General features: G+C 45.1%; 21 protein-coding genes and 1 pseudogene. 7 read left to right on the forward strand and 15 right to left on the reverse strand.

Translation table 11 applies throughout. The features are described 5' to 3' along the window. Positions 1-36 precede the first annotated feature (36 nt). The 5 genes from menC to A136_RS20750 all read right to left on the reverse strand — a co-directional run bounded on the left by menC (position 37) and on the right by A136_RS20750 (position 5,927). Positions 37-1,044 carry an o-succinylbenzoate synthase gene (menC, locus tag A136_RS20730; protein ID WP_017060171.1) on the reverse strand — a complete coding sequence of 336 codons (1,008 nt, stop codon included), beginning with the start codon at positions 1,042-1,044 and terminating at the stop codon, positions 37-39. Between the two features lie 75 nt (positions 1,045-1,119). Beyond that, complete coding sequence (gene menB / locus A136_RS20735; protein WP_017064079.1) at positions 1,120-1,986, reverse strand: 1,4-dihydroxy-2-naphthoyl-CoA synthase; 867 nt, start codon at positions 1,984-1,986, stop codon at positions 1,120-1,122. A gap of 105 nt (positions 1,987-2,091) precedes the next feature. Beyond that, a complete protein-coding gene (gene menH / locus A136_RS20740; RefSeq protein WP_029235188.1) occupies positions 2,092-2,889 on the reverse strand; it encodes a 2-succinyl-6-hydroxy-2,4-cyclohexadiene-1-carboxylate synthase in 798 nt (265 codons plus the stop codon). A gap of 9 nt (positions 2,890-2,898) precedes the next feature. Then, positions 2,899-4,623, reverse strand: a complete 1,725-nt coding sequence (gene menD / locus A136_RS20745) for a 2-succinyl-5-enolpyruvyl-6-hydroxy-3-cyclohexene-1-carboxylic-acid synthase (RefSeq protein ID WP_017064080.1) — start codon at positions 4,621-4,623, stop codon at positions 2,899-2,901. Next, complete coding sequence (locus tag A136_RS20750; RefSeq protein ID WP_017060167.1) at positions 4,620-5,927, reverse strand: isochorismate synthase; 1,308 nt, start codon at positions 5,925-5,927, stop codon at positions 4,620-4,622. The genes menD and A136_RS20750 overlap by 4 nt, the downstream gene beginning before the upstream one ends. Before the next feature lie 296 nt (positions 5,928-6,223). Here A136_RS20750 and A136_RS20755 point away from each other — a divergent pair, with 296 nt between their 5' ends. The 3 genes from A136_RS20755 to A136_RS20765 all read left to right on the forward strand — a co-directional run bounded on the left by A136_RS20755 (position 6,224) and on the right by A136_RS20765 (position 9,784). Then, complete coding sequence (locus A136_RS20755) at positions 6,224-7,456, forward strand: pyridoxal phosphate-dependent aminotransferase (RefSeq protein ID WP_017060166.1); 1,233 nt, start codon at positions 6,224-6,226, stop codon at positions 7,454-7,456. A 344-nt stretch (positions 7,457-7,800) separates the two neighbouring features. Further along, on the forward strand, positions 7,801-8,385 hold the full coding sequence (gene yfbR / locus A136_RS20760; protein WP_017060613.1) for a 5'-deoxynucleotidase: 585 nt from the start codon (positions 7,801-7,803) through the stop codon (positions 8,383-8,385). Between the two features lie 55 nt (positions 8,386-8,440). Next, positions 8,441-9,784 (forward strand): anti-phage deoxyguanosine triphosphatase, encoded by a 1,344-nt coding sequence (locus tag A136_RS20765; protein ID WP_017060614.1) that lies wholly within the window; start codon positions 8,441-8,443, stop codon positions 9,782-9,784. Positions 9,785-9,810: 26 nt separating this feature from the next. Here A136_RS20765 and A136_RS20770 read toward each other — a convergent pair whose 3' ends face one another. Continuing rightward, on the reverse strand, positions 9,811-10,410 hold the full coding sequence (locus tag A136_RS20770; protein WP_017060615.1) for a tRNA-uridine aminocarboxypropyltransferase: 600 nt from the start codon (positions 10,408-10,410) through the stop codon (positions 9,811-9,813). 9 nt (positions 10,411-10,419) lie between these two features. On the opposite strand from A136_RS20770, the gene rrtA reads away from it, so the two are divergent. Continuing rightward, positions 10,420-10,968, forward strand: coding sequence for a rhombosortase (gene rrtA / locus A136_RS20775; RefSeq protein WP_017060616.1), 549 nt, complete (start codon positions 10,420-10,422; stop codon positions 10,966-10,968). Here rrtA and A136_RS20780 read toward each other — a convergent pair. The 8 genes and pseudogenes from A136_RS20780 to A136_RS23195 all read right to left on the reverse strand — a co-directional run. Then, a complete protein-coding gene (locus A136_RS20780) occupies positions 10,959-11,258 on the reverse strand; it encodes a ComEA family DNA-binding protein (protein ID WP_017060617.1) in 300 nt (99 codons plus the stop codon). The two genes, rrtA and A136_RS20780, sit on opposite strands and share 10 nt — an antisense overlap. A 224-nt stretch (positions 11,259-11,482) precedes the next feature. Next, positions 11,483-13,348: a peptidylprolyl isomerase gene (ppiD, locus tag A136_RS20785; RefSeq protein WP_017064082.1), complete on the reverse strand. Its 1,866-nt coding sequence runs from the start codon at positions 13,346-13,348 to the stop codon at positions 11,483-11,485. 218 nt (positions 13,349-13,566) lie between these two features. Continuing rightward, entirely contained in the window at positions 13,567-13,860 is a 294-nt protein-coding gene (locus A136_RS20790) for an HU family DNA-binding protein (protein WP_012604504.1), read from the reverse strand. A 168-nt stretch (positions 13,861-14,028) separates the two neighbouring features. Next, the gene (gene lon, locus A136_RS20795; RefSeq protein WP_017060619.1) at positions 14,029-16,380 is read right to left on the reverse strand and encodes an endopeptidase La; all 2,352 of its coding nucleotides are present in this window, start codon (positions 16,378-16,380) and stop codon (positions 14,029-14,031) included. 132 nt (positions 16,381-16,512) lie between these two features. Next, the gene (gene clpX, locus A136_RS20800) at positions 16,513-17,793 is read right to left on the reverse strand and encodes an ATP-dependent protease ATP-binding subunit ClpX (protein ID WP_009847283.1); all 1,281 of its coding nucleotides are present in this window, start codon (positions 17,791-17,793) and stop codon (positions 16,513-16,515) included. Between the two features lie 81 nt (positions 17,794-17,874). After that, positions 17,875-18,501, reverse strand: coding sequence for an ATP-dependent Clp endopeptidase proteolytic subunit ClpP (gene clpP / locus A136_RS20805; protein ID WP_017064083.1), 627 nt, complete (start codon positions 18,499-18,501; stop codon positions 17,875-17,877). Positions 18,502-18,606: 105 nt separating this feature from the next. Beyond that, positions 18,607-19,905: a trigger factor gene (tig, locus tag A136_RS20810; protein ID WP_017060621.1), complete on the reverse strand. Its 1,299-nt coding sequence runs from the start codon at positions 19,903-19,905 to the stop codon at positions 18,607-18,609. 294 nt (positions 19,906-20,199) lie between these two features. Next, a pseudogene (locus tag A136_RS23195) lies at positions 20,200-20,382 on the reverse strand (hypothetical protein); the annotation flags it as partial. A gap of 163 nt (positions 20,383-20,545) precedes the next feature. Here A136_RS23195 and A136_RS20815 point away from each other — a divergent pair. From A136_RS20815 to A136_RS20825, 3 genes are all read left to right on the forward strand, one after another. After that, entirely contained in the window at positions 20,546-22,354 is a 1,809-nt protein-coding gene (locus A136_RS20815; RefSeq protein WP_017064084.1) for a sensor histidine kinase, read from the forward strand. A gap of 78 nt (positions 22,355-22,432) precedes the next feature. Next, complete coding sequence (locus A136_RS20820; protein WP_017064085.1) at positions 22,433-23,779, forward strand: sigma-54-dependent transcriptional regulator; 1,347 nt, start codon at positions 22,433-22,435, stop codon at positions 23,777-23,779. Between the two features lie 157 nt (positions 23,780-23,936). Beyond that, complete coding sequence (locus A136_RS20825; RefSeq protein WP_017064086.1) at positions 23,937-24,119, forward strand: hypothetical protein; 183 nt, start codon at positions 23,937-23,939, stop codon at positions 24,117-24,119. 74 nt (positions 24,120-24,193) lie between these two features. Here the strand turns inward: A136_RS20825 and A136_RS20830 are convergent, their stop codons facing one another. Beyond that, positions 24,194-25,555, reverse strand: coding sequence for a TRAP transporter large permease (locus tag A136_RS20830; protein ID WP_010439490.1), 1,362 nt, complete (start codon positions 25,553-25,555; stop codon positions 24,194-24,196). Position 25,556: the final 1 nt, after the last annotated feature.

Consider the following 25,556-nt stretch of genomic DNA (forward strand, 5'->3'; position numbering starts at 1 on the left):
GTTAAGCTAACTAAATAGCCATTCAAATAGCTCGGTCTAAGAAGACCAAATCAATTGTTGCTTTTCAAGCGTAGAGACAGGCAACTGACAGCCCGGCCAAGAAACCTCTAGCTGCTGCTTGAACAAGCCAATCGTATCCAACCCCGGCACTTCATTTGGCAAATATTGCTGCGCCAGACGAGCAATCTGAGTCAGACCTAGGCTCGACTCAATGCTTGAGCTCAATACAGGTTTCATTCCAAGCTTCTGTGCTCGCTCAATGATTGCCACGCAACGCTCGACAGAACCAATAAGAGTTGGCTTGATCACGACTGCTTTAACACCAGTAAGGTCGCTAAGATCAAATTCCGGGCTGCGCACCGCTTCTTGCAGTGTCTCGTCCCACGCAATCGCCACACCATGGTCAATGGCAAAGGCCAAACTGTCTTCTGGCTTTTGGCAAGGCTCTTCGATAAAGCTTATACGCTGGCGCATTGACGGCGAAATGTATTTAATGAATTGCTTCGCTTTCTCTGGCTTCCACGCACGGTTGGCATCAAGTCTTAGAGTCAAATCAGGGATCGACTCAAGGAATAAGCTAACCAACATGCCATCGCGAATCGCTTCGTAGAGGCCGACTTTCACTTTCGCGACCTTCTCGCCTACCATCTCATTCAATACAGGAATCAGTTCATCTGGATCGCCTGTACACAAAGGCGCCGCTTGGTAGTTACCTTGAGCGTTAAGATCGCCTCGCAATTCCATCATCGCCATTGAAAAGCCAAACGCGACAGAAGGATACAGCTCGTCGAAAGGCGTTTGAGGCTTATTGTGGCTCCAAAGCTCTAATTCGTGTTGAAGCTGAATGCCAGCTTGTTCGGCATCTTCTTGGCTAAAACCGGGCAAAGGCGCAACTTCGCCAAAACCAGTTTTACCATCACACTCAAGTTGGATGATATAGCCAACACGTTCGTTCAACTTATTGTCACGAAGAACCACACCACTATCCATAGGTAATTGATAACGGTAAAGTTTAGCGTGACGCTGAGAATTCACTGAGTTCATAAAGTTTCCTAAAAAACGGGGAACATCAAAACAAAACGAGCCGCTATTAGCGACTCATTTTGAAGAGGAGAAAGACTATGGATTACGCGGGAACTTGTCGAAGTCCGGTCGACGTTTCTCGTTGAATGCGTTGCGGCCTTCTTGGCCTTCCTCTGTCATGTAGAACATCATGGTTGCGTTACCAGCCAACTCTTGTAAGCCTGCTTGACCATCACAGTCAGCGTTCAGTGCCGCTTTCAAGCAACGCAGTGCCATTGGGCTGTGTTGAAGCACTTCACGACACCAACGAACTGTCTCTTTTTCTAGGTCAGCAACAGGAACAACGGTGTTTACAAGGCCCATGTCCAGTGCTTCTTGTGCATCGTAGAAGCGGCACAAGAACCAGATTTCACGTGCTTTCTTTTGACCAACGATACGAGCCATGTAAGAAGCACCCCAACCGCCATCGAAAGAACCCACTTTAGGACCCGTCTGACCGAACTGCGCGTTTTCAGCTGCAATAGTAAGGTCTGCCATCATGTGAAGTACATGACCGCCACCGACTGCCCAACCCGATACCGCTGCGATAACTGGTTTTGGACAAGTACGAATTTGACGTTGGAAATCAAGTACATTCAAGTGGTGCGTACCTGAGTCATCTTGGTAACCGCCGTAGTCACCACGGATACTTTGGTCACCACCAGAACAGAACGCCTTCTCACCAAGACCAGTCAAAATGATTACGCCAACTTTCTCGTCATAACGAGCATCAGCCAGTGCATTGATCATCTCTTTTACGGTTTGTGGACGGAACGCATTGTGCACTTGAGGGCGAGCAATCGTGATTTTCGCAATACCGTCATCAGACTTGTGGTATTGAATATCTTCATATTGACTGCTTTCATCGCGCCAGTTAACGGCTGCGTAAAGTTCTTCTTCTGTGATGCCTACTGTTTTAGCCATGATGATTCCCATTGTTCTATTAGAGAGCGCGACTAGCGTAGAGTCGCGACGGTGTTGCTCTGCTTTCTATAGCGCTTGATACGAGAGGTTCGCTCAGTCAGTTCATCAACGACTGGCGATACATTGGATGATCAGATTTGAAAACATCTCTGGTTGCTCAAAATGAACATTATGACCCGCGTAATCCACCTGACTATATTCAAAGCCACTATTCTCAGCTAGCTCCATGAATTTACGATCTTTTTCTCCACATACATAATGCAATAAATGCTCATGAGATTTCAATGTGGCACGTAAATCCGGTTGCTTAGCTAACGAAGTAGATAACAACATATTTGCTACGGATACTCCAAGGTTACCACTACGCTTTATGACCAAAGTTTGTCTTTGCTCATGATTTAGTGAAGAAAAGACGCTTTGTTGATACCAATCGTCTAAAACATCTTCAATCGACTGCTGTGCAAAGCGAACAGCCCATTGCGTATCGTGTACTAACCTTTGTGCTCTTTCTTCATCACATTCCAAGCCAAAGTTGCCACCTTCAATGATGACTTTCTCTAAGTTAAGAGTTTCGAAGCAAGGGCTTGTTACCCCATACATGGCAAGCCTTCCCCCCATAGAATACCCAATCACCACGATAGGATAATCGACAGGAAGATCGTTGAGAGCCAGCTGAGATGTGATGCACTGAACTATCTTGGTACAGCAATGATCAAAGCCTACAGGGTCGATAAACCGGCTTTGTCCGTGTCCGGGCAAATCTATGCAAAGACGAGGAAAGTCTTCGAGGAAGGGGTGGCATGCACTCCAATCATCCCCGCTTCCGAGTAAACCATGTAAGAAAACAAGCAAAGGTTTGTCAGAAGAATCTTGTACAGCTGGGTAATAATCGGAGTAAAGCATGTAAAGTCCTTAGGCTAATGCCTCGGTGAGCATTGAACTGAATTGTTTCAGCAAAGTAGACGCTTGTTCGGGAGGCGTCTTAACTTCCACGAGCAAGGTACCCTGACCCTGTTCGAAATGTTGTTCGATAATGGTTTGATAGCAATTCAAGGTTTCTGGCGCAGCGTATCCCAACTGGAATTGCGCAGCAGCGTGTTCAAAACTGAAACCATGAGGCATTTGATAAAGTGACTGTTTCTGCTGCTCTGGCACCGGCAATAAATCAAAGATCGCACCACCATCATTGTTGGTCACAACAATAACCATCGGCGTTAAATTATGAGTCAGCAGAGCCAGTGAGTTGAGATCGTAAAGCAAAGAAGTATCGCCAATCAACATCAATAAGGGGTTCTGGTTGGCTTTCACTACACCCGCAGCCGTCGCCACCAAGCCATCAATGCCCGATGCACCGCGGTTGCTGTAGACTTGAGTCGCAGAGATTGATGACAGCATATCCACCAGCCTTACCATCAAGCTATTTCCCACAAAAAGCTCTCTGCCCTTAAGTCTAGACGACAAGTCAACGGCAACGCTCAACTCTGTCAGTTGGTCGTTATTAGAGATTTGCGCCAACGCTAACTGCTGAACCGTATTCGCGACTTCCGCCAAAGATGCCGCCCAGCCAGCATGTTCTCCCAACAGCGTTGGTAGATGTTGCTCTGATAACCAATGTTCGATATCAGCGACAATATGAGTTTGAGGCAGATGATCTTGATTAATACGATGTGCATCTGGTGAAACAACGATGTACTGCGATAAACAAAATGTGGCAGCTTGTTCTTTTACCCATTGGTTAAGACGCTTAGATACGATGCGCTCACCAAACTGGATAATAAAATCACACTGACTAAGCTGTGCTTTGGCTGCGTCACTTTGCATCCATAAATCATAGTGTTTCCAGTCACTACTGACACCCGATTGAGGGTCACAGAATACTGGCCAGCCCAAAGCTGTCGCAAACTGCTTGGCTTTAATTGCAGCTTCATTCTCGATAGAACCAATAATCACTGCGCCTTTACGAGCGACATAATCACTTGCTGAGACAGGCTGAGCGATTAAATGACTGGGCAAATAAGTGTTCGAGTAAAGGCAGGTTGAAGCTCTCCAAACTGCCACGCTCTTTGTATAATCCGCATACATCTCAGCACTACTCTTAGAATAGAGCGGCTCTGGGAACGGACAATTGATATGAATCGCACCGCCAACATTGCGTTGTTTCGCAAGCGCGCTATCAACCGATGTTAGAAGCCAATTCAATGAAATCTGTGTGGTTGGGCTTGGCAGGTTTAAAGCACTTTCTACATGGGAAGAAAAGATACCATGCTGCTGAATCGCTTGATTGGCACCACAGTCGACCAAGTCGATGGGCCTATCAGAGGTTAGCAAGATCAGCTTCTCTCGGGTCAGCCCAGATTCAGCCGTCGCAGGAAGCAAATTCGCCACAGCGGTTCCTGATGTCACAATCACCGCAACCGGTTTGTTGCTAGCCTTTGCTAAGCCTAAAGCTAAAAACCCAAGACCACGCTCATCAAAGTGCGTGTGTAAGGTTAACTTGGAGTTGGCTTCAGCTTCGAGAGTTAGCGGCGTTGAGCGAGAGCCCGGAGCAACACAAACATGTTCAACGCCATTGCGTGCAAGCTCTTCAAGTAACGTGTGACACCAAACTCTATTTAATACGGCTTGGTCGTGATTCATGACGCGACACCCAATGGAGGGTGATCTGAAATTAAGCTAAGCAGAGTAGACATCTTCTTGTTCAGCTCTTGCCATTCATGTTCGGCAACCGATCCCGGCACGATCCCCGCGCCAGCAAACAGTTGTACTTGATCGTTTACAATCAAGGCGCTTCGAATCGCCACGCAGAATTCCGCTCGCTGATGACTGATATAGCCTACAGAGCCTGCATACCAACCTCGTGCAAACGGTTCGTGTTCAAGAATGAAATCCATCGCCTCTTTACGAGGTAAACCCGCCACCGCAGCAGTTGGCTGTAAGGCAGCAAGCAACTGCACACCATTAACGCCATTGTTGAGCTGAGCATGGATATTGCGCTTCAAATGCTGCACCTTACGCAAGCGCACTAGACGCGCATCCTTTTCAACATGGACCGTTTGAGAATGAGGAGTGAGACGCTCAATGATGTCGTCGACCACATACTGGTTCTCATTGAGGTTTTTGCTGTCTTGAGAAAGCCAGTTGGCCAGTTCCATATCCTCAGTAGCGTTCTCTCCGCGACCAATGGTTCCAGCAAGCGCCTCGGTATCAAGCTCCATACCATGTCGGCTATATAAGCGCTCTGGTGTCGAGCCAATGAAACTGTGTTTAGAATCCAGCACCAACATAAAGTGGAAACTGTGGTGATTTTGCAGATAGCTGGCTTTAAGTAATTGAGCTGCGCAGATAGGCGCATCGAGTTGCAGTGTGGTTTTACGTGCTAAAACGACTTTTTTGTACTCTTCATCGCTAATGCCTTGCAGCACTTTATCGACAAGGTTGCCCCACTGCTCTCTTTCTGGAACGTGATTGATCTGTTCAATATGGGCAGACAAAGGCGCCAATATCGCGGCTTCTACAGAAAGCTTATTCAAAGCATTAATAGAAGAAACGCGATCAGGGGACAAATTAACCGCCAGCGACCAAGTATTGTCAAAGCGGATCAATTCAACCTGAGGAAGGAAGAAAAACGACTCCATGCAGCGACGGTTCTTTGCGGTGTGCCCATCAAACGAGCGTCCACCCCAGATTCGTTGGTCTTCACCAAGAATAGCGTACGCGGGTGCAGGATCTGAAAACGTATGTAACTGTCCGAGCGCAACAACCTCTTCACGAGTGTCGCGTGACTGCCAGTAGAACTTAGGAAAGAGCGGTTGAGCATGAAGCCATTCTATAAATGCAAACGATGGTTTTTGCGTTAGAACTTCAACACAACGAACTTCGCTTGCTTGGGCATTTTGTACTCGCTCAATCAAAGCGGAGATAGTTTGCTGGAAATGTGACAAATCGACCTCGTTCACATCTAAATTATTATTATATTAGTTTGATACTTTATGGGCAGTACCCACTTAGATCAAGAATGTACTATATCTTTTCAACATTCCTGTGATTTTAAGCGATCCCGCCCCTTTATTCATCTTAGCCAATAACCAAGAAAGCGATTAATTAAAATTTAGAAAAGAGTGACAACAAAAAGGCTAAACGTGATACTGAAATGCGACATTCATCAGATTTTTATTCTATCAAACGCCATTTTGCGGTACTTTAATAAAGTATTTAAATTAATTTCAGGAAATCGGCAATGCAAAATATCGGGATGTCGTCAAAACTCAACAGCGTATGCTACGAAATCAGGGGGCCTGTACTCAAACATGCTAAGCGCATGGAAGAAGAAGGGCATAAAATACTGAAGCTTAATATTGGTAACCCCGCCCCATTTGGTTTTGACGCCCCTGATGAAATCCTTGTTGACGTAATCCGTAACCTACCGACATCTCAAGGTTACTGCGACTCAAAAGGCATCTATTCAGCCCGCAAAGCGGTTGTTCAGCACTACCAGAAAAAAGGCCTACGTAACCTTGATGTAGAAGACGTTTACATTGGTAACGGCGCATCAGAGCTTATCGTTATGTCTATGCAAGCGCTACTGGATAATGGTGATGAAATCTTAGTTCCCGCTCCGGATTACCCACTATGGACAGCGTCTGTTGCGCTTTCTGGTGGTACACCGGTTCACTACATGTGTGATGAAGATGCTGATTGGTATCCAGATTTAGACGACATGCGCGCGAAGATCTCACCAAAGACGCGCGGCATCGTTCTTATCAACCCGAACAACCCAACAGGCGCGGTATACAGCCGTGATTTCCTATTACAAGTGGTTGAGATTGCTCGTGAGCACGGTTTGATCATCTTCGCCGATGAAATCTACGACAAAGTACTTTACGACGGTGCGGTACACACTTCAGTGGCAACGCTTGCTGAAGACGTATTAATGGTCACGTTCAACGGCCTATCTAAAGCTTACCGTGTATGTGGTTTCCGTGGTGGTTGGATGTTCTTAACAGGCCCTAAACACCTAGCGAAAGGCTATGTAGAAGGGCTAGAAATGCTGGCCTCAATGCGTTTGTGTGCCAACGTTCCGATGCAACACGCTATCCAAACCGCACTCGGTGGCTATCAGAGTATCAATGAGCTGATTCTTCCAGGCGGTCGACTGCTTGAACAGCGTGACCGTGCATGGGAACTGATCAACAAGATCCCTGGCGTTTCTTGTGTGAAACCGAAAGGTGCAATGTACCTGTTCCCTAAAATCGACACCAACATGTACAACATCAAAGACGATCAGAAGTTTGTACTCGACTTCCTTAAGCAAGAGAAGGTGCTATTGGTTCAAGGTACGGGCTTCAATTGGCCGAAACCGGATCACTTCCGTATCGTGACTCTGCCGCACATCGAAGATCTAGAAATCGCAATTGGTCGTTTAGAGCGCTTCTTACAGACTTACAGCCAAGACGACCTCATCGAAGGTTAATGAGCACAAAGAAAGATGGCTACAATTTGCTGTTTTAAAAGACTTTAACTTGTATTCATTCACTTCTATGCTTAAAAGGCTCCTGTTTAGGAGCCTTTTTTGTATCCGCTGTCTCGTATCCCTGTGCAAACACAAGATACGAGTGGAGTATTGTTTATACCAATCACAGTAAGTAAGTGTTCAGAAATAGCGTAGGGAAAAAGCTTGAGAACAAGGCAGCTATTTTCGACAAGCAGCTTCGATAAGTAGTTATTCTACAATCAAAAATTCTAACATAGTTATCGAGTTTTTTAACAAGCTAGGATGACCAGTTATTTACTACGATTGGTACTATAAGGACATTTATGAAACAGAGCCATTTCTTTGCCCATCTCGCACGCATGAAGCTAATTCAACGCTGGCCCCTGATGCGTTCGGTATCAAGCGAGAACATTTCAGAACATAGCCTACAGGTTGCTTTCGTGGCACACGCCTTGGCACTGATCAAAAACAAGAAGTTTGATGGTCAGCTTAACCCCGAGCACATTGCTCTGCTTGGCATGTACCACGACACCAGTGAGGTACTGACGGGTGATTTGCCAACGCCAGTTAAATACTACAACCCGGATATTGCACAAGAGTATAAGAAGATAGAAGCCGCGGCAGAACAAAGACTGCTTTCGATGTTGCCAGAAGAGTTCAGAGACGACTTCGCCCCCTTCTTAATATCTGGTACTGCGAGTAAAGAAGAGCAAAGCATCGTCAAGCAGGCAGATACTATCTGTGCGTACCTGAAATGCTTGGAAGAGCTCAGTGCGGGCAATCATGAATACGAGCAAGCCAAGCGCCGATTGGAAGAGACACTCGAACAACGCAAAAGCCCAGAAATGGACTACTTTCTCACCACATTCGCACCGAGCTTTGAATTATCACTAGACGAGATAAGCTAGCTGGGTATAAGTTGTTTTTAATTAGCTAAATAAAATCAATTTGATAGGTGCTATTTTGAATTCTCAACTCGAACCACCCTTTGTACTCGAACAAGAATGGCAGCATCGAAATGACGATGAACATAAAATAAGACGGGATGACCACCGCAGCCCGTATCAGCGTGACCGTGCGCGCGTGCTTCACTCTGCTGCTTTCCGTCGCTTACAAGCGAAAACCCAGATCCATGGCACCACGGTCAACGACTTTCACCGAACGCGCCTTACCCACTCTCTTGAGGCCGCTCAGCTTGGCACCGGTATCGTCGCTCAACTGAAGAAAAAGCAGCCCGAATTTCGAGACCTATTACCCTCAGACAGTTTGATTGATTCACTGTGTTTGGCTCACGACATCGGTCATCCACCCTATGGACATGGCGGCGAAGTCGCACTCAACTACATGATGCGCGACCACGGCGGCTTTGAGGGCAACGCTCAAACGTTTCGCATAGTCACACAGCTAGAACCTTACACTGAACATCACGGGATGAACCTATCTCGACGCACTTTGTTAGGTCTAATTAAGTACCCTTCTCTGCTGAGTGAGGTTCAAGCTAAATTGCAGTCTGAACCCGTTAAGCATCAACGACAACTCCGAGCTAAAGATTGGATGCCAGCAAAAGGCATCTACGATCATGATGAAGAGTTGTTTAACTGGGTGCTTGAACCGCTTTCAAGCAGCGACCAACAGCTCCTAAAACAGAAAAGAAAAACGCATACCGAGCCACTTGAGCACAACAAGACCAAATATAAGTCACTGGATTGTTCGATCATGGAACTTGCTGACGACATCGCGTATGGCGTGCACGATTTAGAAGATGCGATTGTGCTTGGCTCTGTGACCAAAGCTCAGTGGGTCGAATCGGCTTACCCTCAACTGAAAGAGATGGCCGACCCATGGATTTGTGAACACCTAGATTCAATTACAGAGATGCTTTTCTCTGGTGAACAGTATCGTCGAAAGGATGCGATTGGTGGGATAGTCAACGCACTGTTGACCAGTATCTCGATTAAGCGAGTGGAGGCTAACTTTGAGAATGTACTGTTGGCTTACAATGCGGTGCTCGAGCCGAGCATGGACGGCACACTCGATAAGCTGAAACACTTTGTCAGCGAGTTCGTTATTCAAGTGCCACAGGTTCAGGTCATCGAATACAAAGGTCAACAGATCATCATGGATATGTTTGAAGCATTCAGCGCAGATCCTGAACGCTTGCTGCCACTGCCCATCAAGAAGCAATGGCTACAACATCAAGATGAGTCTCGAAAAATGCGCGTGATAGCCGATTACATTTCATCGATGACTGATGATCTTGCGCAGAAAATGCATCAGCAATTGTTCTCAGCTCATACCGAGTTTTAATTCCTGACTCACTTTACTAAAACGGCTTAATCTAAGTAGTTTTTCTCAAACACGCCCGGCGGCATTTGATTGATTTGAAACTGAATCATTTGGTCAAATGCCGTTAGCAAAGGGCTAAAGTCGCCATCACGCTCTAACAAGCTAAGTAAATGATAGCCAGCTTCAACGGTTGAAAGGCTATTTTCACTGGGTGCTTTGCGAATTCGGTAATTACCCTTGAGATCTTTCGGTAAATGAACCGTGTTCAACGCATGCAAGTTACTCGATACTTGCCACATCTTGAATGCTTTCTTCCACGTGCCATCCAATAAAATCACACGCAGCTTCTTATTGGGAGATGTCGCCGACTCAACTGAAACAGAGTTTTCGCTTGGGTATAAAATCACATGTTGATACTGTTCATCGCACAACAATGCGTTGAGTTGTTCGTTGTCTGAAAAGTCTTCGCCAACAAACGTCACGCTGTTATTAAGAGATAACGAGAGAATACGCGCTGTTCCCATCGGACGATGCTCTTCTGATGGGTGCTGAAGAATGATAAGCTCAACATTCGATTCGAGTGGTGTAACCCACTGACAAATACAAGCTTTCAAAGCCTTGCTGCATTGGGGGCAATAACGAGACATGGATTTAATGTGTACCCTGTTTTAATTTTCATTTCACTTTTATGCGTCTTATTCCAATTTGAGCCAATACAAGCTTGGGTCGTTTGGGATAGCAATGCGATTGCCGATGGGCAATGGTGGCGAATCCTAACAGGAAACTTTTCACATACCAACTACTCGCATCTTCTGATGAATCTAGCAGGCTTGTGGATCATCAGCTACCTGTTTCAACCGAGTAAAAAACAGCTTGTTGTTGCTTTGCTTGTGATCAGTTTAGTGACTGGCGTCGCTCTGTTGTTTTCAAGTATTCAGATCTACGTTGGCCTATCGGGCACTTTGCATGGGTTGTTTGGCTTATTCGCGCTCAGAGAGGCTTTAAACGGCAGGAAGTCTAGTTGGCTGTTAGTATTCGGATTAGTCGCTAAAATCGCTTGGGAGCAGCTTATTGGCCCTTCTAGCACGACTGGTGAACTGATTAATGCTCGTATCGCGATTGAAGCCCACCTAGCAGGTGCATTGGCCGGAGGCTTCATATCTATCGCTTCATTTCTAACAAGTAGAAAAACGGGTCAAAGTTGAATTCTTTCGCGGTTCTTTTCAACCGTCGCTTCACCTATCCCTTTGACACTCACCAAATCATCAGCAGTAGTAAATGCCCCGTTCTGATCTCTGTAATCGACGATTTCTTTGGCTTTCTTGTCACCCACGCCAACCAATAGTGCTGAAAGTTCTTCTGCCGTCGCGGTATTGATGTTGACCGTAATCTCAATGCCTTCGTAAAGCTCAGCCTTGGTTGGGCTGTCTGCAAACACGGCAGGGCTTAAGAGCATCAGAAATGAAAGAATTAGTGTTGAATATATCGTGCGCATAAATAGTTCCTTTGTTCAAAAAACGTAACTTATGCATTTGCCGCGCTAGATAACACAATCACCAGATAAAAATAAAGCGGATCACCTAAGTGACCCGCTTCGTTATACATCTTATTTTCATCAGCTTGTTTGTTGGCTCACAAATCTGAATTAAAGCCTAACAATCACGTGTTGATTTCAGTAGTAAGCTCTAACTTGAGCTTGCTACTGAGGTAATCAAACGCTTACTGACCTTGACCCACTACGTAGTATTCAACGTCTGCGTTTTTACGAAGTACGTTTAATACGTTAGTCAGGTCTTGCTGGTTACCAACTCGCTCCAACTGTGCACCAATTTGAGTGCTGTAGGCTGGGTTGATCTCAGCCGTTACTTTAGAAAGCTCAACAACAACGATATTACCGTCTTGGTCTTTAGATTGACCGAACACAGCTTGACCTGCTTCTGGTTTCGCTAGAGCGAATACAGATGCCGCTAATGGCGAGTTACGGTCAATCGTTTCAAGTTCAGTGAACTCAAGGTTGTTGTCCGCTAGTACTGCTTCATTGCCTTGCTCAAGTTCGTTCACTAGAGAAACACCTAGCTCAACCGCTTGCTGCTCTGCTTGTACAGCAGACAGTGCAGCGACAACTTGATCTTTCACTTCAGCTAGAGGAAGAACTGTCTCATCACGAGTCTCTTCTACACGAACAACAATGACGTGCTCAGGTGCAACTTCGATAACTTCCGAGTTTAGACCGTCTTCTTTCACTTCAGGGCTCAAGATAGCTTGCATAACCGCAGGCGTCATCAGAACTTCTGGAGCGTCAACTTGAGAGATGAAATCTGTCGTTGTGATCTTCGCGTTGATAGCTTCTGCAGAATCATCTAGAGAATCTGGGAATTCAAACGCTACTTTTTCTAGCTCAGTTTGTTGCTCGTAGAACTGATCAACTGCGTGTTGGTCTAGAAGCTCTGTCTTAATCTCTGCCGCTACTTCAGTGTAAGGCTGAGCTTGAGACGCTTTTAGTTCGTCTAGCTTGATGATGTGGTAGCCGAAATCAGATTTAACTAGGCCAGTCGTATCACCAATATTCTCAAGAGCGAAAGCCGCATCTTCGAATGCTGGGTCCATAACGTCGCGTTCAATCCAACCTAAATCACCACCAACATCTGCACTACCGAAGTCGTCAGATTTCTCTTCCGCTAGCGTAGCAAAATCAGCGCCTGCATTTAGCTCGTCTAGGATTGACTGAGCTTTCGCTTCGTCATCGCCTTGAACTAGGATGTGACTAACTTTACGTTGCTCTTCCGTTGAGTACTTGTCTAGGTGCTCTTGGTAATATTTCTGTGCTTCTTCATCGCTTACTTCAAGCTGAGACTTAAGCGCTTCAGCAGAAAGTTCAATGTAAGATACCTTAGCTTGCTCTGGACGAGTGTAAGCTGCTGGGTTCTCTTGGTAGTACTGTTCGATTTGCTCGTCAGTTAACTCGATGCCTTTTGCAAGGTCAGCAACAGACAGTGTCACTGTGCGAATGTCACGAGTTTGTGCGATAAGCTTGCTCTGAGTATCGATTTCGCCCTGAAGAACGAATTCACTGCCTTGAAGTGCAGTCACAAGCTGGTTGCGCATAAGGTCACGACGCATGTATTCAGCGAAGCTCTCTGCGCTGAAACCTGCACGACGTAGTGCCGATTGGTAAACTTCTTGGTCGAATTGACCCGCCGTTTGGAACTGAGGCATTTCTAGAATCATGGTGCGGATTTGAGAATCACTGATTCGTAGGCCTAGAGACTCAGCTTGCTGCTCAAGCAGTACGTCATTGATCATGCGATCAAGTACTGATTTACGGAAAGACTCTACGTAAGCAGGGTCTGCAAGCATTTGCGCGAAGTAATCGCCAAGTTGAGACTGCATACGATTACGTTCGTTTTGGTAAGCCTGTTCGAACTCACCACGAGCAATTTCTGTGTTGCCAACTTTAGCTGCTGCGTTGTTACCGCCACCGGTGATGTAGCTGCCTACACCTGCGAATACGAATGACAGGATAATCAACCCAAGGATAATTTTTACCGCGATGCTATTCACGCCTTCGCGTAATCGATCCATCATAATTTAAGTGCTCTCCGGATATGAAGCATTGGCTTCAAAATAAAAATCTATTCACGCGATATTATCAGAAAAAGAAATGCGCATCAGTAGGATGCGCATAATTTAAATAAGTTCAATGTGCTTTGTACACATACTGTTTAAGAATGAAACATCATTTTTCAAACAGTAAACGCATTTTACTGCCTTCCCCTCTTAAATGGAGGTTTCAGCAGTGAAAATTAGTTACATGCGTCTTTAAGTGCTTTACCCGCTTTGAAGCCAGGTACTTTAGCTTCTGCGATTTGGATCTCTTCACCAGTTTTTGGGTTACGACCTGTACGAGCAGCACGAGTACGAACACTGAAAGTACCAAAGCCAACAAGTGCAACTTGGTCACCAGATTGTAGCGTTGTGCCAACTGCTTCGATGAATGCGTCTAGAGCGCGGCCAGCTGAAGCTTTAGAGATGTCTGCGTTTTCTGCGATTGATTCTACTAGTTGTGTTTTATTCACTGTTTTTCCCCTATGTGTCATCTGTGACTACTTCTGATGACTGTACGTTCCATTTTGGTTTTAATTTAGCCGCAAGCCTTATTGCAAAAGGGCTGCCGCTTTGATCAATAACTTAGCGTCCAAAAAAAACGCTGACAAGCCTTTTCGGGCCTATCAGCGTAATTCTTTATTTATTTTTGCTATGCATCACTATTTTTTCACGTCAAACTCGACCCCTGACGGATCTCGTTCTAGCGCGACTTTGAGTACTTCATCAATCCACTGAACCGGGATCACCTTCAAGTCAGCGATTACGTTGTCTGGAATCTCTTCCAAATCACGCTCATTGTCTTTAGGGATCAGTACAGTTTTGATGCCGCCACGGTGTGCAGCAAGCAGTTTTTCTTTCAAGCCACCGATAGGTAAAACTTCACCACGAAGGGTAATTTCACCTGTCATACCGACCTCTGCTTTAACCGGGTTACCCGTCAAGCTAGAGACAAGTGCAGTACACATTGCGATACCCGCACTCGGGCCATCTTTCGGTGTAGCACCTTCTGGTACGTGAACGTGAATGTCACGTTTTTCGTAAAAATCTGAGTTGATACCCAGTTTTTCAGCACGAGAACGAACCACTGTCATTGCCGCTTGAATCGACTCTTTCATCACGTCGCCAAGTGAGCCAGTTTGCGTTAGCTTACCTTTGCCCGGCATTGCTTCGGTCTCGATAGTCAGTAGATCACCACCCACTTGAGTCCACGCTAGGCCTGTTACTTGACCGATACGGTTGCTTTCATCCGCTTTACCGAAGTCGTGGCGTTGAACACCTAAGTACTCTTTCAGGTTATCAATGTTAACCGTTACAGACTTAAGATCGCTGTCTAGCAAGATGTTCTTCACTGCTTTACGACAGATTTTTGAGATTTCACGCTCTAGGCTACGTACACCCGCTTCACGCGTGTAGTAACGAATGATGCCGATGATTGCAGAGTCTTCAATCTCAATTTCATGAGGCTTAAGACCGTTGCGTTGAACTTGCTTGTCCAGTAAATGGCTCTTAGCAATGTTCAGCTTCTCATCTTCTGTGTAACCAGATAGACGAATCACTTCCATACGGTCCAGTAGAGGCCCAGGAATGTCCATCGAGTTCGATGTTGCCACGAACATAACATCTGACAGATCGTAATCTACTTCTAGGTAGTGATCGTTAAATGCGTTGTTTTGTTCTGGATCTAGAACTTCTAGAAGTGCTGAAGATGGGTCGCCACGCATATCAGAAGACATCTTATCGATCTCATCTAATAGGAACAGTGGGTTCTTAACACCAACTTTAGACATCTTCTGGATCAGTTTACCCGGAAGTGAACCGATGTACGTACGACGGTGACCACGAATCTCAGCTTCATCACGAACGCCACCAAGTGCCATACGCGTGTACTTACGACCCGTTGCCGCAGCAATCGAACGACCTAGCGAGGTTTTACCTACACCAGGAGGACCAACAAGACAAAGGATTGGGCCTTTTAGCTTGTTGATACGGTTTTGTACTGCCAAGTATTCAAGAATACGTTCTTTAACACGCTCTAAGCCGTAGTGGTCTTCGTTTAAGATCTCTTCCGCTTTCGCTAGATTCTTTTTCACTTTTGAACGCTTAGCCCAAGGAACGCCCACCATCCAATCAATGTAGCTACGTACTACTGTTGCTTCAGCAGACATTGGCGACATCATTTTCAGTTTTTGCAGTTCTTGCTCGGTTTTTTCACGAGCTTCTTGAGGCATCTTAGAGTCTTCGATCTTCTTCTTCAGAGTCTCGAATTCATCAGGAGCGTCGTCCATCTCGCCAAGTTCTTTCTGAATCGCTTTCATTTGCTCATTCAGGTAGTACTCACGCTGAGATTTTTCCATTTGCTTCTTAACGCGGCCACGAATGCGTTTTTCAACTTGCAAGATGTCAATTTCTGACTCCATTTGGCCCATCAAGAATTCCAGACGTTCAGTCACATCTAAGATTTCTAGAACGTGCTGCTTGTCTACCAGTTTAAGTGGCATGTGTGCAGCAATCGTATCAGCAAGGCGAGCTGCCTCATCAATACCGTTCAGAGATGTTAGAACTTCTGGTGGAATCTTTTTGTTCAGCTTAATAAAGCCTTCGAATTGATTGATCGCGCTGCGAACAACCACTTCTTGTTCTTTTTCGTCAAGTTCTGAGGTTACAACGTATTCTGCGTCCGCTAAGAAAAACTCACTTTCTTTGAATTGGTGAATTTTTGCACGCTGCTGACCTTCGACAAGCACTTTAACAGTACCATCAGGGAGCTTTAGTAACTGAAGAATGGTAGCGACAGTTCCTACTTTAAATAGGTCGTCAATTGAAGGCTCATCAGTGTCCGCTTCTTTCTGCGCTACAAGTAGTACTTGTTTGTTAGCTTCCATTGCCGATTCAAGGCAAGTAATCGATTTTTCACGACCAACAAACAATGGAATAACCATGTGTGGGTAAACCACTACATCACGTAGAGGTAGCACGGGGATTTCGATACGCTCGGAACGTTCCAAGTTCATATATTTCTCTCTTCCGCTTTAACTTATAAAGCAGTATATGGGGCTTAAACGACTGGATTCAATGGAAGAATAAAAAAAAGGAGGTAATTGCTTACCTCCTTTTTCAATTTGAGTGACTTGTCTAAAAAAGACCTACTCTGCAACAGCTGCTTGGTTATCTGAGTTGCTGTAAATTAATAGTGGTTCTGACTCACCATTAATTACCGACTCATCAATCACAACCTTGCTTACATCAGTTGAAGATGGCAGTTCGTACATAGTTTCTAGTAGAACACCCTCCAAGATAGAACGTAGACCACGAGCACCTGTTTTACGGTTCATTGCTTTCTTAGCAATGGCACGTAAAGCATCTTCACGGAATTCTAACTCTGTATCCTCAAGCTCAAATAATGCTGCGTACTGTTTTGTAAGTGCATTCTTTGGCTCACATAGGATTTGGATTAGCGCTTCTTCATCAAGCTCTGTCAGTGTTGTTGTCACAGGTAGACGACCAATGAATTCTGGAATCAGACCATACTTCACTAGATCTTCAGGTTCTACTTGAGTGAACAATTCACCGATAGTTTTGGTTTCATCTTTTGAACGCACTTCTGCGCCAAAGCCGATACCTGAACCTGTTTCTACACGCTGTTCAATCACTTTATCTAGGCCTGCAAACGCACCACCACAGATAAATAAGATCTTAGACGTGTCCACTTGCAAGAACTCTTGCTGTGGATGCTTACGACCACCTTGAGGTGGAACTGAAGCTACTGTACCTTCAACAAGTTTTAGTAGAGCTTGCTGTACACCTTCACCAGACACGTCACGCGTGATTGATGGGTTTTCAGCTTTACGAGAAATCTTGTCGATTTCATCGATGTAAACAATGCCGCGTTCCGCTTTCGCTACGTCGTAATCACATTTCTGAAGCAACTTCTGGATGATGTTTTCAACATCTTCGCCCACGTAACCCGCTTCGGTTAGTGTTGTTGCGTCTGCCATTGTGAAAGGAACGTCTAGGAAACGAGCCAATGTTTCAGCCAGTAGTGTTTTACCACTACCAGTAGGACCGATAAGAAGAATGTTACTCTTACCTAGCTCTACGCCTTCAGCTGTCGTATCACCATTACGTAAACGCTTGTAGTGGTTATAAACTGCAACTGCTAGCACTTTCTTCGCGTATTCTTGACCGATTACATAGTCGTCAAGATGCTCACGAATCTCACGCGGCGTTGGCAGCGATTCCGATTCTTTCTTAGGAAGAACATCTTTAATTTCTTCACGAATAATGTCGTTACAAAGATCGACACATTCATCACAAATGTAAACAGAAGGACCTGCGATTAACTTGCGAACTTCGTGTTGGCTTTTGCCACAGAAAGAGCAGTAAAGCAGTTTACCGCTACCACCCTCTTTGCTTTTATCTGTCATTCGCTAACCTCTTAGCCTTAACTCTCTATGCTTGAGTGTATATCAATTTGAATCACTTTGCGTTAAACAATTGCCCTGCAATTATTGACCGCGGTGATTAAGAACTGAATCCACCAAGCCGTATTCTACTGCTTGATCAGCAGACATGAAGTTATCACGATCTGTATCGCGCTCAACAACTTCTAGAGGCTGACCAGTGTGCTCTGCCAATAGTTTGTTTAGCTTTTGTTTGATCGTTAGGATCTCTTGCGCGTGAATTTGAATATCAGACGCTTGGCCTTGGAAGCCGCCAAGTGGCTGGTGAATCATTACACGTGAGTTTGGAAGCACGTGACGCTTACCAGGAGTACCACCCGCTAGTAAGAATGCACCCATAGAGCAAGCTTGACCCATACATACTGTGCTCACGTTTGGCTTGATGAACTGCATTGTGTCGTAGATAGACATGCCTGCTGTTACGCTACCGCCAGGTGAGTTGATGTAAAGATAGATATCTTTGTCTGGGTTTTCTGATTCCAAGAAAAGCAGTTGAGCCACGACAAGATTTGCCATGTGGTCTTCCACTTGACCTGTTAAGAAAATGATACGTTCTTTTAATAGACGAGAATAAATATCGTAAGAACGTTCACCACGGGAAGTCTGTTCAACCACCATAAGAACTAGTGCGTCCATAATCGATGGCATTGTATTTTTTTCTTGGTAGCTCATATTCTTATGTCCCTAAAATAAATGGCCCGAATGATTAAATCATACGGACCATTGTTAGCAGAATTGTTGACCGTACGTCAACCTTCTACGTCAGATATTACTATATTAAGCAGGTTGCTGATTCATTAGCTCGTTGAAGCTAACTTCTTTATCAGAAACTTGAGCTTTAGCGATGATTGCATCAATAGCTTGCTCTTCTAGAGCAACATTGCGCATGTTGTTCATCATTTGCTCGTTTTGCTCGTAGTAAGCAATAACTTCTGTTGGATCTTCGTATGCTGTAGCCATCTCTTCGATGATAGCTTTAACTTTCTCGTCGTCAGCTTTTAGCTCTTCAGTCTTGATTACTTCACCAAGAAGAAGACCTACAACTACGCGACGTTTAGCTTGCTCTTCGAACAGCTCACGTGGAAGTTGGTCAGCAGCTTCAGTGTTGCCACCGAAACGTTGAGCAGCTTGTTGACGTAGAACACCGATCTCTTGATCGATTAGAGCAGAAGGTACGTCGATGTTGTTTTCGTTAACTAGACCGTCGATAGCTTGCTCTTTGATGCGGTTCTTAACAGCTTGCTTAAGCTCACGCTCCATGTTCTTACGAACTTCAGCTTTAAGACCTTCAACGCCGTCAGTTGCGCCGAACTTAGCAACGAATTCTTCGTTTAGTTCTGGAAGTTCACGAGCTTCAACTTTGTTTACTTTGATTGCAAACTTAGCTGCTTTACCTTTTAGGTTTTCAGCGTGGTAATCTTCTGGGAAGTTTACGTCGATTTCGAATTCCATACCTGCTGTTTTACCAACGATACCGTCTTCAAAACCAGGGATCATGCGACCAGCGCCCATCTCTAGTGGGAAGTTCTCAGCTTTACCGCCTTCGAACTCTTCACCGTCGATAGAACCAACGAAGTCGATAGTTGCACGAGAACCTGCGTCAGCAGCAGCTTCAACTTCAGTCCAAGTTGCTTGTTGCTTACGTAGAGTTTCGATCATCTCTTCAACGTCAGCTTCTTTAACTTCTACTGCTGGTTTCTCAACAGTGATGTTTTCTAGACCTTTCAGCTCAACTTCTGGGTAAACTTCAAAAGTTGCGTTGAATACTAGGTCAGCGCCTTCGTTGTTTTCAACTGGTGCGAAAGTAGGTGCGCCAGCTGGGTTGATTTTCTCTTTAACGATCGCTTCGATGAAGTGACGTTGCATTACTTCGCCCATCACGTCTTGACGTACTGCTTTGCCGTACATTTTAGCAACCATCTTCATTGGCACTTTGCCTTTACGGAAACCATCGAAACGACGGTTTTTCGCGATGTTGCGTAGTTCAGCTGTAACTGCATCTTCGATGTTAGCAGCAGGAACAGTAATATTAAGACGGCGCTCTAGGCCTTCTAGCGTTTCAACAGTAACTTGCATTATATAAACCTCAAAACTGGCTCAGTAATCTGAGCATATGAGCCGTAACTTAGCTTTAATTCAAAAGCAGACGTTGTTGGCTGCATCCTTGTGTAGTGCTCTATCCGAACACCTAATTTAAAATCGAGCATTGATGTCTGAATTGATTATTCAACCAAACACCAGACTAATCAGCGATATCTTCGTTCTTCACACGTCGATTAAAACGCAATAAAGCTTGTTTTCAGAAACAAGAAAGGTATCTCCGATTAGCCTCAGGACAGAAATTTTAGACGCGACATTCTAGCGATCTGTTTAATCTCTGTCGAGCCGTTCACCTCTGCATGATGATGAATGCTCTAAATTCGTCCAACTAAGTGATACAAAAACGATCAAATCATCACTTAGCACAACAGAAATGGGGACAATAGCGACTTTTTCAAGGGAATCGAGGGCTTTTTTTGCTAAAAACCTTAAAAAGAGATCTTGCTCTTGTTTTACCCCTCAGAGTCGATAACTTTTTCAACAATCCCCGTTACAAACCCTTAACCTACATCCATCTGTTCACTCTCTGCTTTCAGCAAAAACTACCGCTATTTACTACCATAAACGAGAGAAGACAGGCTTGATTGTTTACCAAAGAAATCAGCGGAGAGCCTTCATGTTTCAAGCTTTTAAAATCCCAATACTGTTAATGGTCACATACAGTTTACTGATGGTGTTTGGCGGTCATTGGGTGTGGAGCACGAGCCATGAAAGTTTGTTAAATGATCATCAATCTAAGCTGGACCGCTTTTCTGTTCATATTTCAAACCAATTGGATAAGTTCGCGCACATTCCCGAGCTGCTTTCAAAAGACAAAGAGCTGGTCGATGCCCTGCACTCTCCAAGTAACTCTGCGCAAATCGAACTCACTAATCGTTATCTAGAGCACGTAAACTCGGTGATTCAAGCATCCGACACCTACCTACTAGACAGTATCGGCACCACCATTGCAGCCAGTAACTGGAATCAACCGCGTTCTTTTATTCGTCGTAACTTTGCTTTCCGCCCCTACTTTCAAGAAGCGATTATTGGCAATGAAAATCAATATTTTGCGCTAGGTTCAACCTCTGGAAAGCGAGGCTATTATTATTCTTACCCCGTCTCCTATGCCGCCGAGATTATTGGCGTCATTGTCGTAAAGATGGATTTATCGCTGATTGAAGCAAGTTGGAAAGGCAAACAGAGTTTTTTTGTTGCTGACGATAAAGATCAAATTGTATTTATGTCGAGTAACCCTGAGTGGCTGTTCAAAAGCCTTCAGCCGCTAAGCGAAGTACAACACACTCGAATTCAAGAAAGCAGGCAGTATCTCGATACAAAAATAGAAAGCCTGCACTTCTCCGGCGATTTAGACAGTGCCACCAGTCGTATTGAGTCGCCACACAAACTCGTCCAAGAGCAGTTCTTTAGTTCTTCGCGTTTCCTAGCCGAACCAAGACTCACCATACGGGTATTTTCTCCAACCCACTTAGTTTGGTGGGACTTGGTTGCTTACCTTGTGGTTTTGAGCCTTATTTTTGCGATTATTTATCTAACGATGCAACTCAATCACCATCGACAACAAAGACGAGCTCAGATAGATAGACTGCAATCCGAAGCCAAGCAAAAGCTAGAATTTCAAGTGCTTGAACGAACATCAGAGTTGCATGTCGAGATTAAGCACCGAATCGAAACTGAACATGTACTGAGGCAGACACAAGACGAACTCATCCAAGCCGCCAAACTGGCAGTGTTGGGGCAAATGTCAGCAAGCATCAGCCATGAACTGAATAACCCGCTTGCTGCGATTCGCAGTTATGCCGACAACGGCCGACTGTTTCTTGCCAAAGAAAAAACCGAGCGTGTCGATGACAACCTATCGCGAATCTCGGCGCTCACTGACCGTATGGCTAATATAAGCCACCAGCTTCGTTCCTTTGCAAAGAAATCCACTGCGGAAGAGCTGCACACGTTACAGATACTGCCAGTATTGCACTCGTCAAAAGAACTGATGAAACCACAACTCAAGAGTGAACGAGTAAAGCTCAACGAACTTCCTGAAACCTTTGATGCTTGCGTGCTCGCCAACGCCATTCAATTGGAACAAGTGATCATTAATTTGCTGACTAACGCGATTCAGGCGATGGAACAACAAGACGACAAACAATTAGCTATTCTGTTAGAGATTAAGAAGCCCGACCATCAACAAGCCAAGACCTTGCTGATTCATGTCGATGACAATGGTCCAGGCTTCACCTCCCCTTCTAACGGAAATTTTTTTGAACCCTTCCATACCACCAAGAAAAATGGACTTGGACTTGGGCTATCGATTTCTCAACAAATAATCAGCGGAATAAATGGCAAGCTAGTTACCGATCACAGCCCACAAGGTGGTGCTCGATTTAGTATCGAGTTACCCATAGCTCCAACAAAAGAATCAGATTAGTCGCTAAGCAAACCAGTACACCTTCACCAAAAATAAAAATAAAAATAAAAATAAAAATAAAAGATTAAAGGAATAACTATGTGTCACGTCTATTTCATTGATGATGAATCCGATCTGAGAATGGCTATTGAACAGAGCTTTGAGCTCGCCGATATTGATGCCGAATTCTTTCCCGATGCGGAGTCTGCTCTGCTCGCGATTCAAGAAAACGGCTTACCTCACGTGATCATCACTGATATCTGTCTACCAGGTCTATCCGGGCATGATCTGCTCAACACCGTGATGCACAAAGACAAAGAGATCCCCGTGATCATGATTACTGGTCACGGCGATATTTCAATGGCCGTTCAAGCCATCCAATACGGCGCCTATGACTTCATTGAAAAACCTTTCGCTAATGAACGCCTAATCGAAACCACTAAGCGAGCGATAGAAAAACGTCAGCTCACACTAGAGAACCTTGAGTTAAAACGTTCACTCAAAGCCAGCCAAGCGCTCGGCCCTAGAATCATTGGTGATACGCAATCAATGACGGAGCTGCGGTCTATCATCACTCACGTTGCCGATACCAATGCCGACATATTGCTATTTGGCGAGACAGGTACCGGCAAAGAATTAGTTGCACGTTCTCTGCATGAACAAAGCAGCAGGCGAGAACAAAACTTCGTCGCAGTCAACTGCGGCGCAGTGCCTGAAAATCTGATTGAGAGTGAACTGTATGGCCATGAGAAAGGGGCATTCACTGGCGCAGAAAGCAAACGTGTCGGTAAATTTGAATTTGCTCAGGGCGGAACTCTATTCTTAGATGAAATTGAGTCCATGCCAATGCAGGCACAAATTCGCCTGTTGCGCGTCTTGCAAGAACGCGTCATCGAAAGGGTTGGGTCTAATGGTTTAGTCCCTCTAGACATTCGAGTGATTGCGGCAACTAAAGTCGACCTAAAGAAAGCCGCTGAAGAAGGCACTTTCCGCCAAGACCTCTATTATCGACTCAATGTTGTGACCTTAGATTTACCGCCGTTAAGAAGCCGACAAGAAGATATCCCAGCACTCTTCCACCACTTCTTACTGGTCGCTGCGGCGCGTTATGGCAAGACTGCCCCTGCCCTTCCACAAAAGGAGCTGCACGCGCTTTTGGCTCATGATTGGCCGGGAAATGTTCGAGAATTACGTAACAGCGCTGAACGCTTCATCTTACTAGGGAAATTAGCTCAACTGGGTGATGGTGCGAACTCAGAGAGCCACTCAGACACCAGCATTAGCCTATCGGACCAAGTGGCAGAGTTCGAAAAAGCGGTGATCGAACGCGCGTTGATTGAGAATGAAGGGAGTATAAAATTAACTATGTCTCAATTAAATGTCCCAAGAAAAACGCTTTACGACAAAATGCAGCGTTATCAAATCGACAAAGATAATTTTAAGTAAAACAATAGATTTCGAAGTGAATAATTAAGCTGTGAGATAAAAGAATCAAACACGAAATAAAACGCAAAGCGTAGCTTAATCTGAATGTATATCGAAACTGGCAGAGATAAGGTTCATCTTCCATAATTTATATGTCGACTTTAAGGATAAGTTGCATATGAATGAAAAAACGACCATTCCTGTCATTGTAGATACAGTGCTGATTGATGACCATTATGAAGTAGAAAGAAGATCTGGGCGCGAGCGAAGAAAGAAAAAAGTACGCTGGAAAGGTTATGACAGGCGTTTAAGCGGCACAATAAGGCGCGGGAAAAATAAAGCGATAGATGAAAAGGTGTAACTCTTCATCTATCGCCGTTATTTACATTGATAATGAAACCGTTCGTTACACTAGCCGTGTAACTAAACAGCCCACTACTTGGTTATGATTTCCGGTCCCATCAAGGTAGTCGGTAACCATGTTGATACCCAAGGTACGTAGGTCACGATAATCAGGAATAAGAACATCACGCCAACCCATGGCAGTGCGGCTTTTACTACGTTCATCATCGACATCTTCGCGACCCCTGCGGTCACAAACAAGTTGAGCCCCACAGGCGGTGTGATCATCCCTATCTCCATGTTCACAACCATCATGATACCTAGGTGAATAGGGTCGATGCCCAGTGCAATTGCAATTGGGAATACCAACGGCGCAACGATGATCAGCAAGCCTGATGGCTCCATGAACTGCCCACCAATCAAGAGTAGAACGTTCACCACAATTAAGAAGGTGATCGGACCTAAGCCCGCAGAAAGCATAGACTCAGTGATCATCTGAGGAATGCGTTCTTCGGTTAGTACATGCTTAAGAATCAGAGCATTGGCAATGATAAACAGCAGCATGATCGTCAGCTTACCTGCATCATAGAGCGTGTCTTTGGTATCTTTGTGGAAGAAGGTTTGGAACACTTTAACCAAAGCAGGCTTTGTATTTTTCTTGTCCGCAAACGGCCCCATATCTTTATAGATAAAGTTGGCAATAAAGAACGCGTATACCGCTGCAACAGCCGCCGCTTCCGTCGGTGTAAAAATACCGCCGTAGATACCACCCAAAATGATGACAATCAGTAGCAGACCCCAACTTGCGTCTTTTGCAGCTGCGAACATCTCGCCCCAGCCCACAAATGGCTGTGCCGGAATCTTCTTAATACGTGCTGCGATGTAGATAGCAATCATCAACATCACACCCGCCAGCAAACCAGGAATAACGCCACCTAAGAACATACGACCTACCGATACATCGGTCGCCGCCGCGTATACCACCATCACGATGGACGGTGGAATCAAGATCCCCAACGTACCTGCGTTACAGATAACCCCTGCCGCGAACTCTTTTGAGTAGCCGTTTTTGATCATACCTGCGATAACGATACTACCGATCGCCACTACCGTTGCAGGAGATGAACCAGAAAGGGCTGCGAACATCATACATGCCACAACCGACGCCATCGCCAAGCCGCCGCGGAACCAACCCACCATCGCGATAGCAAAACGGATAATACGTTTCGCCACGCCACCAGTAGACATAAAGCTAGAGGCCAAGATAAAGAAAGGAATCGCTAAGAGTGTGTAGTGGCCTGCAAATGCATTAAACAGCGTTTGTGCGACTGAAGCTAATGACGCATCTGAGTGCATCAATAAGAATATTACGCTCGATAAACCGAGGGAAATTGCAATTGGTACACCGACCAACATGAAAGCAATTACCATTAAAAATAGAAATAACATTGCCATG

The organism is Vibrio crassostreae 9ZC13 (genome assembly GCF_000272045.2).
GTDB lineage: Bacteria > Pseudomonadota > Gammaproteobacteria > Enterobacterales > Vibrionaceae > Vibrio > Vibrio crassostreae_C.

Excerpts from the sequence above, each read along its gene's own strand:
- A136_RS20780 (WP_017060617.1), bottom strand. The coding sequence starts at position 11,258 with ATGCGCACGATATATTCAACACTAATTCTTTCATTTCTGATGCTCTTA.
- A136_RS20830 (WP_010439490.1), bottom strand. The coding sequence starts at position 25,555 with ATGGCAATGTTATTTCTATTTTTAATGGTAATTGCTTTCATGTTGGTC.
- menB (WP_017064079.1), bottom strand. The coding sequence starts at position 1,986 with ATGGCTAAAACAGTAGGCATCACAGAAGAAGAACTTTACGCAGCCGTT.
- yfbR (WP_017060613.1), top strand. The coding sequence starts at position 7,801 with ATGAAACAGAGCCATTTCTTTGCCCATCTCGCACGCATGAAGCTAATT.
- menH (WP_029235188.1), bottom strand. The coding sequence starts at position 2,889 with ATGCTTTACTCCGATTATTACCCAGCTGTACAAGATTCTTCTGACAAA.
- A136_RS20825 (WP_017064086.1), top strand. The coding sequence starts at position 23,937 with ATGAATGAAAAAACGACCATTCCTGTCATTGTAGATACAGTGCTGATT.
- A136_RS20790 (WP_012604504.1), bottom strand. The coding sequence starts at position 13,860 with ATGACACATAGGGGAAAAACAGTGAATAAAACACAACTAGTAGAATCA.
- clpP (WP_017064083.1), bottom strand. The coding sequence starts at position 18,501 with ATGAGCTACCAAGAAAAAAATACAATGCCATCGATTATGGACGCACTA.
- tig (WP_017060621.1), bottom strand. The coding sequence starts at position 19,905 with ATGCAAGTTACTGTTGAAACGCTAGAAGGCCTAGAGCGCCGTCTTAAT.
- A136_RS20755 (WP_017060166.1), top strand. The coding sequence starts at position 6,224 with ATGCAAAATATCGGGATGTCGTCAAAACTCAACAGCGTATGCTACGAA.
- A136_RS20820 (WP_017064085.1), top strand. The coding sequence starts at position 22,433 with ATGTGTCACGTCTATTTCATTGATGATGAATCCGATCTGAGAATGGCT.
- lon (WP_017060619.1), bottom strand. The coding sequence starts at position 16,380 with ATGAACTTGGAACGTTCCGAGCGTATCGAAATCCCCGTGCTACCTCTA.
- clpX (WP_009847283.1), bottom strand. The coding sequence starts at position 17,793 with ATGACAGATAAAAGCAAAGAGGGTGGTAGCGGTAAACTGCTTTACTGC.
- ppiD (WP_017064082.1), bottom strand. The coding sequence starts at position 13,348 with ATGATGGATCGATTACGCGAAGGCGTGAATAGCATCGCGGTAAAAATT.
- A136_RS20815 (WP_017064084.1), top strand. The coding sequence starts at position 20,546 with ATGTTTCAAGCTTTTAAAATCCCAATACTGTTAATGGTCACATACAGT.
- menD (WP_017064080.1), bottom strand. The coding sequence starts at position 4,623 with ATGAATCACGACCAAGCCGTATTAAATAGAGTTTGGTGTCACACGTTA.
- menC (WP_017060171.1), bottom strand. The coding sequence starts at position 1,044 with ATGAACTCAGTGAATTCTCAGCGTCACGCTAAACTTTACCGTTATCAA.
- A136_RS20770 (WP_017060615.1), bottom strand. The coding sequence starts at position 10,410 with ATGTCTCGTTATTGCCCCCAATGCAGCAAGGCTTTGAAAGCTTGTATT.